The 13,369-nt window shown below is 50.1% G+C and carries 11 protein-coding genes; 10 read left to right on the top strand and 1 reads right to left on the bottom strand.

Features of this window, described 5'->3' with window-relative positions:
- The first annotated feature begins 169 nt into the window (after positions 1 to 169).
- Positions 170 to 814 carry a hypothetical protein gene (locus H6570_01630; GenBank protein ID MCB9317956.1) on the top strand — a complete coding sequence of 215 codons (645 nt, stop codon included), beginning with the start codon at positions 170 to 172 and terminating at the stop codon, positions 812 to 814.
- Positions 815 to 884: 70 nt separating this feature from the next.
- Positions 885 to 1,670 carry a thioredoxin gene (trxA, locus tag H6570_01625; GenBank protein ID MCB9317955.1) on the top strand — a complete coding sequence of 262 codons (786 nt, stop codon included), beginning with the start codon at positions 885 to 887 and terminating at the stop codon, positions 1,668 to 1,670.
- A gap of 441 nt (positions 1,671 to 2,111) precedes the next feature.
- Here trxA and H6570_01620 read toward each other — a convergent pair whose 3' ends face one another.
- Positions 2,112 to 3,455, bottom strand: coding sequence for a D-alanyl-D-alanine carboxypeptidase (locus H6570_01620; protein MCB9317954.1), 1,344 nt, complete (start codon positions 3,453 to 3,455; stop codon positions 2,112 to 2,114).
- On the opposite strand from H6570_01620, the gene H6570_01615 reads away from it, so the two are divergent.
- The 8 genes from H6570_01615 to H6570_01580 all read left to right on the top strand — a co-directional run bounded on the left by H6570_01615 (position 3,445) and on the right by H6570_01580 (position 13,277).
- Positions 3,445 to 5,325, top strand: a complete 1,881-nt coding sequence (locus H6570_01615) for a beta-lactamase family protein (GenBank protein MCB9317953.1) — start codon at positions 3,445 to 3,447, stop codon at positions 5,323 to 5,325. The genes H6570_01620 and H6570_01615 overlap by 11 nt on opposite strands.
- A gap of 35 nt (positions 5,326 to 5,360) precedes the next feature.
- Positions 5,361 to 6,200 (top strand): DUF2236 domain-containing protein, encoded by an 840-nt coding sequence (locus H6570_01610; GenBank protein ID MCB9317952.1) that lies wholly within the window; start codon positions 5,361 to 5,363, stop codon positions 6,198 to 6,200.
- Between the two features lie 22 nt (positions 6,201 to 6,222).
- Positions 6,223 to 6,999, top strand: a complete 777-nt coding sequence (locus tag H6570_01605) for a hypothetical protein (GenBank protein ID MCB9317951.1) — start codon at positions 6,223 to 6,225, stop codon at positions 6,997 to 6,999.
- A gap of 111 nt (positions 7,000 to 7,110) precedes the next feature.
- On the top strand, positions 7,111 to 7,977 hold the full coding sequence (tesB, locus tag H6570_01600; GenBank protein ID MCB9317950.1) for an acyl-CoA thioesterase II: 867 nt from the start codon (positions 7,111 to 7,113) through the stop codon (positions 7,975 to 7,977).
- A 107-nt stretch (positions 7,978 to 8,084) separates the two neighbouring features.
- Positions 8,085 to 8,417 (top strand): carboxymuconolactone decarboxylase family protein, encoded by a 333-nt coding sequence (locus H6570_01595; GenBank protein MCB9317949.1) that lies wholly within the window; start codon positions 8,085 to 8,087, stop codon positions 8,415 to 8,417.
- Entirely contained in the window at positions 8,417 to 9,448 is a 1,032-nt protein-coding gene (arsS, locus tag H6570_01590) for an arsenosugar biosynthesis radical SAM protein ArsS (protein MCB9317948.1), read from the top strand. Before H6570_01595 ends, arsS begins: the two co-directional genes overlap by 1 nt.
- A 342-nt stretch (positions 9,449 to 9,790) precedes the next feature.
- A complete protein-coding gene (locus H6570_01585; protein ID MCB9317947.1) occupies positions 9,791 to 11,077 on the top strand; it encodes a hypothetical protein in 1,287 nt (428 codons plus the stop codon).
- Positions 11,078 to 11,162: 85 nt separating this feature from the next.
- Entirely contained in the window at positions 11,163 to 13,277 is a 2,115-nt protein-coding gene (locus H6570_01580; protein MCB9317946.1) for a glycoside hydrolase family 97 protein, read from the top strand.
- Positions 13,278 to 13,369: the final 92 nt, after the last annotated feature.

Below are 13,369 nucleotides of genomic sequence, written 5' to 3'. Positions count from 1 at the left end.
AATGACACTAATACACAGGTTAGGACTGAAACGAAACCGGTGCATTTTTTATGCCTTTATTTTTATTACCTGGTTTATTACCTGGTCCCGGCTTCCCTTTGAAGGACATACATCAAATCACCCTTCATAAAGTGTAAATGGATTATTTTTGCGCATCAAAATCAGATCTATGAGAACAATTACCGGAAGATCAACTGTAATGATCATCCTGCTGGCAGGGGCTATCACGTTTACAGGTTTACAGTGCCGATGGAAGGTGACCAAAGGCGCCATGAAGACCGGCGAACAACTTAAATCCTCCATTGAAAATTTTGAAGACAACCGGCAAAAACTTTCGGAGAAAGTGGTAATAAGCCTGGAAGATGCTCAGAAGAAACTGACCAAAGATGACCCTGATCTTCCCAAGATCGCCAAGGATTGGGAGGTGGAATGGAACCGTATTCAGGACCGCTACCAGAAGATGAAAGATGATTTCGACAAAACGGGCACCAATTCCCAGGCTTATTTCGCACAACTCGATGAGCTGAGCAACAACATCAGCAATGAAGTGCTGCGAAAGCAGGAATTGGCCAAGAATGCCAAATTAAAGAAAAAATGGGATGTCACCTATCAAAAAGCTTCGGTCAGTATTGCCAAAATAACCCAGGTACTGGAGTCCGGCAAGGACTTTCACATGGTATTGGTCGCTTCCAGTATCCGCCAGAAACTGGAACAAAATGTGGATGAACTGGAAAACATTGCCCGGCAAGCCAAAGAGTTATTAACCGACCTGGAAGCTTTCACCCAGGCTGGCAGAGCGTTGGTGGAAGGGTGATTCCGGTTACTCAACAAACTCAAACCTTTCAGATCGCTGCCTGTTTTATTCCAGAAAATAATCATTCAGAATGAGTTTACTCGATGATATACTAACACGTAGCCGGGAGGTGCCGGTATTGGTTGACTTTTGGGCTCCCTGGTGTGGCCCCTGTCGTGTACTGGGCCCGGTCCTCGAACAGCTGGCTCAGGAAAACAAAGGTTCCTGGGAACTTATGAAGGTAAATACAGAGGACCATCAGGACATCGCAACCAAATACAACATTTATTCGATACCCGATGTAAAGTTGTTCTGGAAAGGAGAAGTTATCGGACAATTTGTCGGCGCCCTGCCTAAAAGCCAGATCCAGGCCTGGCTGCAGGAGAACCTGCCGGATGAAGGCAAGGATGAACTGAATGCACTGCTGGCATCAGCCATCGGCTGGCCGGATGCGGAATTTGTCACCGGGATGTCCCTGTATGTGCTGGAGCATCCCGAAAAGATTGAAGCCAGAGCATTGCTAGCCAAGCACCTGGTCTTCGACGACCCCGATCGGGCCCTTCAGCTGGTAGAGGATATCCGTATGGCCGATCCATCCTACGATACCGCGCAATACGTCCGTGAATTAGCTCATTTTATGTCCCAAAAATTGTCGGACGGCTCGCCGGCGGGGCAAAAAATGACCGCAGCACAGCTTGCCTGCCAATCCGGAGATATTGAATCCGCCATCAAACTGGTCATCGATGCCGTAAGCATTGAAAAGTCCTTCCAGGACGAATTGCCCCGTAAAGTTGGTGTAGCGCTGTTTCAGGCCCTGGGGAATACCAACCCCCTCACCAGGCAATACCGTAAGCTGTTTGATATGATGCTCTATTAGGAGTAATGTGGAGTTAATCTGTTAATCAGTGGATTAGTTTATTTGTTCTTCAAACACCAAACACCTCACACCCCAAACCAAAAAACCATAATCCCTCATTTCCACGCTGGAGTTAATCTGGTAATCATTGAATTAGTTTATTTGTGCTTCAAACACCACACACCACACATCAAACACCAAACATCAAACACCTCACACCTCATACCAAAAAACCATAATCCCTCATCTCCACGCTGGAGTTAATCTGTTAATCATTGAATTAGTTTATTTGTACTTCAAACACCACACATCAAACACCACACATCAAACACCTCACACCAAACACCACACATCAATCATCAAACACCTCACACCAAACATCAAACACCAAACACCTCATACCACAATACCACAAAACCATAATCCCACAAAACCACATCCCCCACTCCCCAAAACCCTTCATCACCCATTCCAGTAGATCCATTCCAGCTTTTGCTGCATGGCCCTACGGGCGGGGTTCGCGGATCCGTTGAAGTGATTGTTCATAAAACTGAAGATGTAAACCTTACCGGACCGGGCTTCCAGGAAACCGCTCAGGCAATGATTGTTTTGCAGGCTCCCGGTCTTGGCCCATACATAGGGCTTCCCTTCCGGACCGGCATACCAGTTCTCAATGGTGCCCGACACCCCTCCTACCGGAAAAATGCCCTTGATCCAGGTCATACCTTTCAACTGGTAGACATACTTCAGAAGCCGGACGGTAGAAGCCGGCGTAGTGAGGTTGTAGCGGCTCAGCCCGGATCCATCTACCCACTGGGGCTGATCGGGCAAGTCCTTCAATTCCTCTTTCAGCATAAACCCGATGGCTTTCTCCGCCTGCAGTGTATCCGTGAGCACACCGGAAGCGGTAAGCAGCAATTGCTCCGCCAGGAAGTTATCACTGACCTGCATCATATGGCGGTAAATGGAGTCGGCCGGAATTTCCGTATATAGCGTTTGCCACTGCATATTCTCCAGCGGCCGCTGCCAGGCAATTACGGGCCTGCCGGCAAGATCCCCGAGCAACGATCTGGTTAAGGCTGCGCTGAGATGCATCGGAATTTGGCGTTCGTACCCGGTGCTGTCAAAAGGCTGGCCGTTGTAATAAAAAATATTCTCCTGCTGATCCCTCCAGATGAAACCTTTAGGGTAGGATGTGTCCGGTACCGGATAAACCAACTGCGAAAAATAAGACGGGGACATCCTTACATGGCGGGAAAGAGAATCTCCTTTGGCAGCAACCACATTACCGTACAGGGGCATCGCATTGCGTTCTGCCTGATAGTACCATTGGAAATCCGCCCAGGACCATCCCGGCCCGAAAGCATCATCCTCAAATACATCCGCATAAGCAATGATCTTCTTGCTTGCCTGCAAGAATTCCTGCAACTGATGGCTTTCCGGCAAGGGTGCGTACTCCGTACCCGGATACCCGGTGCCTTTAATAATCATGGTATCACCGATTAACGCATACTTCAGCAAGGGTAAGGAATCACCCATGATCCGTAAACCGGTGTAGAGCGTCAATATCTTGGTATTGGAGGCAGGAGTGAAATAGCGATGTGCCTGTACATCTACTAAAAGGGAATCCACCACGGGGTCGTAGAGTGCAAATCCGGTAAATTGGGCCTGAAAAATAGGATCCTGTTCAATTTGTTTTTTTAGTTCCTTCCGCTTACCTTTTACCAGGATATTCGGTGAAGAACAACTCAGGATCGCCACACTCATCAGCAGGCTCAAGCCAAAAATACATCGTATGCGCATCATCTACGGATTAATGATTAAAAATAATCGAGTACAGGCTAACTACCTAATAGCTTGGACATTCCTCCTGATCATACTCCTTCCCGGCAGCGCCATCACGCAGGTTGAACTGATCCCAAATTTATGGAAAGAAGCCCTCCAACAGACCTATCTATTGAGAAATGAGGGTGGCCTGATACCCATCAAGCATCTGGAATCCACCCGGATTCGTTATTTCTCACTGGGACTGGATGATCAGGTTGTCAAGGATTACCTATCCCGTTATACACTTATTGAAAACGGTCCGGATGCCTCGACCCCCTACCCCGCGGTCAAAGCCAAAGATGTGTTCGAGCGGACCTGGGCACAGACCGTCCAGATCATGGCAATCAATATAAATACCCTGGATGAGACAAGCCTGGAACATATCCGTCAGCTTGCACTGAAAGGTCCGACCATCTTGCTGGCATTCGGATCTGCTGCTGCCTGGACTGGCAAACAACTGCCGGAGGCTGTCGCCGCCGTCATTTGGACGCCAGGTGATCTGCCTGAACAGCAGGCGGTAGCAGCTCAGCTGGTGTTCGGGGGAGTAAGCGTTGAAAATGAACTGGGATTTGATCTGAATGATGCGTTTAAAGCCGGTACCGGTCTTAACAGCGGGCCGGTGATCCGGCTCGGCTACGCTCCACCTGCCTATGTACAGATGGACCGGACAATGCTGGTCGACAGTATCCAGTCCATCGCCCGGCAGAGCATCGATGCGCATGCATTTCCGGGTATGCAGGTATTGGTTGCCAAGGATGGATATGTCGTTTATCATGAAGCTTTTGGCCATCAAACCTATACGGAAAGCACTCCATTGAGCCGGAATGATATTTACGACTTTGCCTCGGTCACCAAAGTTACCGCCGGGTTGCCTTGTCTTATGCAATTCCATGATCAGGGACGCCTGCCTTTAGATGCACCTCTTCAGGATTTCTGGCCCAGCCTCAAACGAAGTAATAAAGGGGATATTCCACTCCGTGAGGTATTAGCCCATAATGCCCGCCTTATACCCTACATCACCTTCTGGCAAAAAGCAAAAAAGAAGAATGGTAGCTGGCGTGCCCATACCTTTAAGCAGGACTCTTCATCCCGCTACAACATCTGGATTACCGACTCCCTGTGGCTGTATAAAAATTATCAGAAGCAGATTGTGAAGGCGATAAAGAAGTCCGAATTCAATCCGAAGCCAGGATATGTCTATTCCGGTTTGCTCTTTCTGATGATACCCGAGTTCGTCAAGCGAATGACCGGCTTGCCTTTTGACGAATATGTCCGCAAAACTTTTTACCGGCCGTTGGGTGCCTATACCTTAACACACAGGCCTTATGAATACTTCCCATTGGACCGCATTGTACCGACTGAAAATGATACCTTCTTCCGCCATGAACAGGTACATGGGAGCGTACACGATGAAAATGCCGCCATGATGGGGGGGGTGTCTTCCAATGCGGGACTGTTCGGGAATGCAAATGACCTCGCCAAACTGGCCGAAATGTACCTGCAATTCGGCACCTATGGAGGTCAGCGGTTTATCTCGGATTCCACTTTTCAGGAATTTACCCGATGTCAGTATTGCAATGAAGGCAACCGCAGAGGCCTGGGTTTTGACAAACCACTGATCGAATACGATCCAAAGACCAGTTCTGTCAGTGAAGAAGCCAGTCCTGCAAGTTTTGGGCATTCCGGGTACACCGGCACCTTCTTCTGGGTTGACCCGGACTATCACCTGGTGTACATCTTCTTCTCAAACCGGGTCTATCCTACCCGCTTAAGTACCGGGATTTATAACCTCAATGTCCGTCCCCGCATTCAGGATGCCATCTACAAGAGTTTTATCCATAAATTGTGAAATTGCCACGGAACAAACCCTATTCAGAGCGCATCATGTCGTTAAACGCGCTGACTGATCATCAGGAGATCGCCTATTTACTGGTTTGTCATGTCTTCCCCTGGGATACCGAGCGTGCGTTGGAACTTGCTTTGTTCAGAACTTTTTCCATTCCCTCCATATCCAAACTAACTGCCTCCACCGGTGAACTAGCGAATCGACCACGAAAAAGGTACGATGATACCGAACTCATATTATTTGAAATTCTTGAACAGGGCTATGACAGTGAGCGAGCTAAAAGAGCTTTTAGCCGGATGAATAAAATGCATGGCTCTTATGCCATCTCCAACGATGATATGCTCTATGTGCTCAGCACTTTTATTTTTGAACCCATCTGGTGGAATGCCAAGTTTGGATGGAGGCCTCTCCGCCAAAATGAAAAGGAATCCGGATTTTATTTTTTCCGGGAAGTGGGTAAAAGAATGGGGATCCGTGAATTACCGGAAGATATGGATCAATTCGAGACATGGAGCAAAGATTATGAGGCGAAACATGCCCGCTTCAGCGAAGACAACTACACCATCGGCAAGCCTACCTTTGATCTTGTTTTAGGATTTTATATGCCCAAATGGATGTTCCCGCTGGGCCGGCCCTTCCTCCTGGCCATGCTGGATGAACAATTGGTGGAAAATATGGGATTTAGACATCCACCAGTATGGATCCGCAAACTGGTTTTCACCATCATGAACATCCGTAAGCGGATTGTTCGTATGTTGCCGGAACCCTCCAAGCCCCGGTTAGGGACCCGCAAACGACGACCGACCTATCCGGAAGGATATAAAATCGAGGAGTTAGGTACATTTCCGGGAAGAAATGGAAAGCCAGGAATTTTGTAATCGAGTAATTAAATCAGAGCCATTGCTTCCAGACGCCAATGAATTGACCAACCTGCAGGCTTCGACGATCACCGGAGTCATTCACTCCCTCGACCGGATCCTGGTTTGGGCTAAGAAACACAACAGTCGTATAGGTTACTTTCCAGCTCTGTACCGCCGTGTCACGATCCGGGTCAAAGAAGGCATCGAAAAGGGTGAATTTGATGACGGGCCCAGGATGGAGCGCCTGGACATCCTTTTCGCCAACCGCTACCTGGAAGCTCTGGAATTATATGCACAGGGAAAGGAATGTACGGAAAGCTGGAAACGCACATTTTTAGTTGCCAAACGAAGGATGCCCATCGTATTGCAGCACCTGATGCTGGGCATGAATGCTCACATCAACCTTGATCTGGGCATATCTGCACAACAAACGGCGGCAGGACAACCGATTGAATCCATCCAGCACGATTTCTACCACATCAATGACCTATTGATATCCATGATCCGGGATGTAAAAGGTGACCTGGGTAAAATCTGGCCCGGTCTGCGTGTGTTGGACTTTTTTGTTGGTAAAGGGGGCACCTATCTGGCCACGATGGGACTTAAGGTCTCGCGTGGATTTGCCTGGAACACCACCACGAATTTTGCTGAATCTCCTCCGGAAGAATACGCAGACCGTGTCAAACGAACCGACCAGACGGTAGCCAGGATCGCAGAAAACATCCTGATTCCTGGTTACATCATTTCCCTCGTCATCCTGTTTATCCGTCTTGGTGAAATAGGCAGCGTGTCGCGCAAAATTGAAAAGTTGCAATAACCAAATCGGGGCATATTCATCACGCGACGGACATTCCACGATTAAGAGTCAGAACAAATCCGGAGTCGTTGTCCCATAACTTATCTTTGCAGCAACTAAACGGAATGCTAAATGGGAACACTGCAAGCCCTGCTGGATCTCATCCATTTGGATCAGGACTCATCCAATTTATTCGTAGGGACCAATTTTGTAACTCCCTGGGGCCGTGTATTTGGTGGTCAGGTGCTGGCTCAGGCATTGCATGCTGCCTCGCGGACGGTACCGGATGACCGGACGGCACATTCCCTGCATGCCTATTTCATTTTGCCCGGTGATGTAACTGTACCCATCGAATACCACGTGGACCGTTCCCGCGACGGACGCAGTTTCACGACGCGGAGGGTAGCAGCTGTGCAAAAAGGTGAAACCATATTCATTATGGCTTGTTCTTTTCAGACCCGGGAGAAAGGCCTTGAACATCAGATCCCTATGCCCAATGTCCCTGGGCCGGAGAATGTCATTTCCGATCAGGAATGGTACGCTACCTTCAAAGATAAATTACCGGACCTTTACCGCCGCTATCAGTTTCCACAACCCATCGAGTTCAGACCCGTCGAGCGATATAATCCCCTGGCACCCAGTCCCCAGCCTCCTTTCCGGCACATCTGGATGCGGGTACGGGAAACCATGCCGGATGATCCCCGTATCCATCAACAAGTCCTTGCCTATGCATCCGACTATAATTTACTCAGTACCGCCTACATGCCTCATCAACTACAGGCGCGCATCGACCAGGTCATGTTTGCCAGTCTGGATCACGCCATGTGGTTTCATGAAGACTTTCGCATGGATGAATGGCTCCTGTACGCCGTGGATAGTCCCAGCGCAGGCAATAGCCGGGGATTCACCCGGGGCAACATCTTCACCCGGGATGGCAAGCTCATTGCTTCGGTAACGCAGGAAGGGTTAATACGGTTGATGCAAAAGAAAACGGATTGATGTCACCCGTGCTGGGAACGTCGCATTTTATACATATCTCTTACACCACCGCCGGCATTGGCAACGAAATGCTGAAAACATTGTTTCTTTAAAACAAAAACCAAAAAATGGAGACTTATTATGATCCCGCCGATTTGGCGAAGTTTGGAAAGATTGGAGAATTTGATAAAGAATTGGCCGATAAGTTTTTCAGCTATTACAACGAAGTGTTCAAGGAGGGCGCACTGACAGCCCGGGAAAAATCCCTGATCGCCTTAGCGGTATCGCATACCGTCCAGTGCCCCTACTGCATTGACGCATACACCACCGATACATTGGAAAAAGGCTGCACCGAAGAACAATTGATGGAAGCCGTCCATGTTGCTGCAGCCATCCGCAGCGGAGCCTCGCTGGTTCACGGCGTCCAGATGATGAATCATGCGAAAAAAGTCATGATGTAATGAAATCCTTAAAAGCATCAGGACACCCATTTGCGATCAGCACCCTACAGCTGGAATACCTGCATTCTAATCGTTCGGACCAGTTTGCGGACAGATTAGCCGATGTCGGTCTTCTTCCTTTAAAGCCAACGCGCATCGAAATCTTCCAGATCAATGTCGGGAAAATGTGCAATCAGACCTGCAAGCACTGCCATGTGGATGCCGGACCGGACCGCAAAGAGATCATGACGCGGGAAACCCTGCAGCAGTGCCTGGATATTCTGGCTACACATGACATTCCCATCGTGGACATCACCGGAGGAGCTCCGGAAATGAATCCTCATTTTCGCTGGTTTGTAGAAGAAGTGTCGCGACTTGGAAAACACATCATCGACCGGTGCAACCTGACGATTATTCTGGCAAACCCCAAATACCATGATTTGCCACAATTTCTGGCCCGGCACCGGGTCGAGGTGGTATCCTCACTGCCACATTATACCGCCCTGCGCACCGACCGGCAAAGAGGGGACGGCGTATTCGAAAAGTCCATCCAGGCCATGCGGATGCTGAATGATGCGGGTTACGGACAGGCAGGGAGCGGACTGGAACTGAATCTGGTGTACAATCCGACCGGGGCCATTTTGCCGGGACCACAGCAAGAACTCGAGACGGATTTCAAGCGTCACCTGATCAACGAGCACGGCGTCCTTTTTAATAAGCTTTATGTCATCACCAATATGCCCATATCACGCTTTCTGGATTTTCTGGTCGTCTCGGGAAATTACGAAGCCTATATGCAAAAGCTGATCGATGCCTTTAATCCCGGCGCCGCCATGGGTGTCATGTGCCGGAATACCCTATCCATCGGCTGGGACGGATCCCTGTATGACTGTGATTTCAACCAGATGCTGGATATGAAAATTCAGGATGCCCCGGCCCATATCAATCAATTTAATCTGGATGTCCTGACCAACCGTTCCATCGTGGTTGACCAGCATTGTTTCGGTTGCACGGCAGGACTGGGGTCCAGTTGTGGCGGGCAGGTGGTTTAGGGCAAGGAGCATGGGGCAAGGAGCATGGAGCATGGGGCATGGGGCATGGAGCAAGGGGCATGGAGCATGGGGCATGGGGCATGGAGCGTGGGGCTTGGAGCATGGGGCATGGAGCAAGGAGCATGGAGAATTGAGCATGGGGATAATGTTTGGGCATCCTTGCTAAAAGATATCACGAAAACTTCAACCCTGACTCCGAGGCTGTAGCCCAACGCAATCCGGGCAAAACCCATTGACATCCCGGTGATTCACCAGAATTTGCAATACCTGGCCAGCATATTTCGAATGGCTCTTGTAATTCCCGTTTTTGCGTTAACTTCCTATCGATTCAAAATACAGCCAATGGCACCAAAGCGCCGGGAATTTATCCAGATGTCTTCCAAAGGAATGCTGCTGCTGCCCTTTATGCCGCAATTATTCCACGAATTATCCCATCCGGCTGGAGAATCCGTCCCAACAACCTTTTCAAATCCGATTCCAACCATGCAGGAAGAACCCAATCTGATTGGCCCCTATGGACCCTGGGCTGCTACTCATCAGGACCACGTATTGCCAGGTTTCTCATTTCGCAGTGACAAATGGAAAGATCTGCAAACCTGGAAAAAGCAAGCGCACGCTCAGGCAGTCAGCCGGCTTGGAATACCCGTCATGGGAGATACCCCGGCTGTGACCGTCGAAAAAAGTTATGTCTACGAAGGGCTACACATCGAAGAATTGTCCTGGCAGCTTCCTTACGGCCGGCCCACCAAAGCGCTCTTGCTCAGGCCGGATGGAGTTCAGGGCCGACTGCCTGGTATTCTGGCCTTCCACGATCATGGCGGGAACAAATATTTCGGGATACGCAAGATCACCCGGACACCCGGCGGGCAGCACTCGGATATGACTGCCCATCAACAGGAATACTATGAAAGCCGCGCCTGGGCAAATGAGCTGGCCAAAAGAGGTTATGTGGTCCTGGTACCCGATGCCTTTACCTTCGCCAGCCGCCGGGTGTGGATGCAGGATGTCCCGGAACATCTGCGCCACGGACTTACCGATGAGAATCCGGAAGACTCGGCGAATATCGCTGCTTACAACCATTGGGCCGGTGAACATGAACACATCATGGCGAAATCCTTGTTCAGCGCAGGAATGACCTGGCCGGGGGTATTCTTTGCTGAGGACCGCGTGGCACTTGATATCCTCGCAGCACGACCTGACGTCGATGCCGGACGGTTGGGGTGCGGGGGGCTTTCCGGTGGTGGTTTACGAACCGACTTCATGGCTGGCCTCGATGACCGGATTAAATGTTCCGTAACGGTGGGCTTTATGACGACCTGGAGGGATTTCATTCTGAATAAATCGTATACACACACCTGGATGACCTATGTACCTCAGCTTCCGACCGAACTGGACTTTCCAGAGATCCTGGGATTACGGGCTCCCCAGGCCACACTGGTGTTGAGTTGCGAAGAAGATCCGCTATATACCCTGCCGGAAATGAAAAGGTCGGATGAACAATTGAAAGCCGTTTTTGCCAAGGCTGGTGCACCTGATCATTACCGGACTTCATTTTATCCAGGTGGGCACCAATTCAATGCGGCCATGCAGGAAGAGGCCTTTGACTGGTGGGACCGCTGGCTGAAGTAAGAAATGCGCTTTTCATGGCTGGCTTCAGGCTTTTCGCCGGATTCTGCTTAATTTGCTATCATTCCAAAAAATTGAATCAGTAACCATGCGCTACGGGATCATCCTTCTTGCGTTCCTGCTCACCCAATGCCAACCGGAAACCAAGCCAAATGCAAGCATCACCTCTCCGGATGGAAACATCAGCATTACTTTCGACCTGCAACCTTCCGGTGTGCCACAGTATAGTGTCAGATACCACCAGAAAGACCTTATCCTACCCTCCACGCTGGGTATGGAATTTCGTGAGCAGCCAGCGTTCAAAGATGGCTTTGCGATCATTGGCACCTCAGAAAAGGAGATCAACGAGACCTGGGAAATGCCCTGGGGAGAACAGCATCTGGTTGAGAACCACGGCAATGAACTGAAAGTGGAGCTTAAAGAAAAAAATAGTCCCGGGCGCTTGCTCAACCTCTATTTCCGGGTCTACAATGACGGTGTGGCATTCCGGTACGACATACCGAAGCAGGAGGGGATGGACACCCTCATCGTCATGGATGAAAACACCCAGTTCAGACTCAACGAAGATCCGCTCACCTGGTGGATTCCCGGCGACTGGGACATCTACGAACACCTGTACAACGAAACCAAACTGTCCAGGATCAATGCCATTGCAAAAAGAAACCACCCGAACCTGGCGCAGACTTACATCCCGGAGAATGCCGTCAATACGCCTTTCACCATGCGGCTTTCGGATGGCACGCATCTGGCATTTCATGAAGCCGACCTCACCAATTATGCCGGGATGACCCTGAAAGTGGATACGACCACCCACGAGCTGATGAGCGAGCTGGTCGGTTCGGACCGTTTTGGCTGGAAAGCAAAGGTAGCCACACCATTTCATACCCCCTGGAGGACCATCACCATCAGTCCCAACGCAGAAGGGTTGATCGCCTCGCGTCTGATCGAAAACCTCTGTGAGCCCAACAAGATCGGCGATGTCTCCTGGTTTAAGCCCATGAAGTACGATGGCATCTGGTGGGAAATGCACCTGGGAATCTCTACCTGGGACTATGCGGGTACCCAGGACATGAATTCCTTTGATCAGATCGGAAATATGAAGCCGACCGGCAAACACGGTGCCACCACAGCCAATGCCAAACGCTACATCGACTTTGCAGCCGCCAACAACCTGAAAGGCGTGCTGGTCGAAGGATGGAATGTAGGCTGGGAACATTGGATCGGATTTGAGGACCGCGAAGGCGTTTTTGACTTCGTCACGCCTTATCCGGACTACGACCTGCCGGAAGTGGTACGTTATGCCAAATCCAAAGGTGTCGAGATCATCATGCACCACGAGACCAGTGCTGCACCACGCACTTACGACCACCAGCTTGACACAGCCTACCAACTCATGCAGACCCTGGGATTGCATTCAGTAAAAACCGGATATGTGGGCAAGATCATCCCCAAAGGTGAGTACCACCATGGGCAGTGGATGGTCAACCATTACCGCAAAGTCATCGAAACTGCAGCCAAATACCACATTGCCGTGGATGCCCATGAGCCTATCAAGGGCACCGGCCTGCGGCGTACCTACCCCAATATCATCTCCCGTGAAGGACTCCGAGGTCAGGAATGGAATGCCTGGTCCACCGATGGGGGCAATCCGCCACAGCATCTTTCCATCATAGCCTTTACCCGCATGCTGGCCGGCCCGATCGACTTCACGCCCGGCGTGTTTAACATAAAGCTGAAGCCCTATAAACCAAATAATCAGGTGAACACCACCCTGGCCCAGCAATTAGCTCTTTATGTTGTCATCTACAGTCCGATTCAGATGGCTTGTGACCTTCCCGAAAATTACGATGGACAGCCAGGCTTTCAGTTCATCCGGGACGTGGGTGTCGATTGGGAGCAAACACGGGTGATCAAAGGAGATGTCGGTGATTATGTGATCATTGCCCGTGAAGAACGCGGCACCGGCAACTGGTTTGTGGGAGGTATTACCGATGAGAATTTCCGGGATGCGCTCTTTGACCTGGACTTCCTGCCACCGAATACTACGTTTACCGCCACCCTGTACCACGACGCTCCGGACGCCGACTGGGATAAAAATCCGTTGGCGCTGGAAATTGACAAAAAGGAAGTCACTTCCGAGGATGTGTACACGGTGTATATGGCTCCGGGAGGTGGATTTGCATTGAGTCTGATCAAAAAGTAAGGTTTGGGTAGCCACGTATAGCATCAATTGCACGAAATGCAATTTTTCAGGTAAACAGAAATGGGGCAATTATTTTTAAGCCTTGAATTCAG

This window comes from Lewinellaceae bacterium, from assembly GCA_020636135.1.
Classification (GTDB): domain Bacteria; phylum Bacteroidota; class Bacteroidia; order Chitinophagales; family Saprospiraceae; genus JAGQXC01.
Note: the sequence above shows the minus strand (reverse complement) of the source record. Positions and strands in the feature narration are given on the sequence as shown.

Bases quoted from the DNA above. Each gene is read 5' to 3' on its own strand.
- H6570_01595 (MCB9317949.1), top strand. From the start codon at position 8,085: ATGGAGACTTATTATGATCCCGCCGATTTGGCGAAGTTTGGAAAGATT.
- H6570_01615 (MCB9317953.1), top strand. From the start codon at position 3,445: ATGCGCATCATCTACGGATTAATGATTAAAAATAATCGAGTACAGGCT.
- tesB (MCB9317950.1), top strand. From the start codon at position 7,111: ATGGGAACACTGCAAGCCCTGCTGGATCTCATCCATTTGGATCAGGAC.
- H6570_01580 (MCB9317946.1), top strand. From the start codon at position 11,163: ATGCGCTACGGGATCATCCTTCTTGCGTTCCTGCTCACCCAATGCCAA.
- trxA (MCB9317955.1), top strand. From the start codon at position 885: ATGAGTTTACTCGATGATATACTAACACGTAGCCGGGAGGTGCCGGTA.
- arsS (MCB9317948.1), top strand. From the start codon at position 8,417: ATGAAATCCTTAAAAGCATCAGGACACCCATTTGCGATCAGCACCCTA.
- H6570_01630 (MCB9317956.1), top strand. From the start codon at position 170: ATGAGAACAATTACCGGAAGATCAACTGTAATGATCATCCTGCTGGCA.
- H6570_01585 (MCB9317947.1), top strand. From the start codon at position 9,791: ATGGCACCAAAGCGCCGGGAATTTATCCAGATGTCTTCCAAAGGAATG.
- H6570_01610 (MCB9317952.1), top strand. From the start codon at position 5,361: ATGTCGTTAAACGCGCTGACTGATCATCAGGAGATCGCCTATTTACTG.
- H6570_01620 (MCB9317954.1), bottom strand. From the start codon at position 3,455: ATGATGCGCATACGATGTATTTTTGGCTTGAGCCTGCTGATGAGTGTG.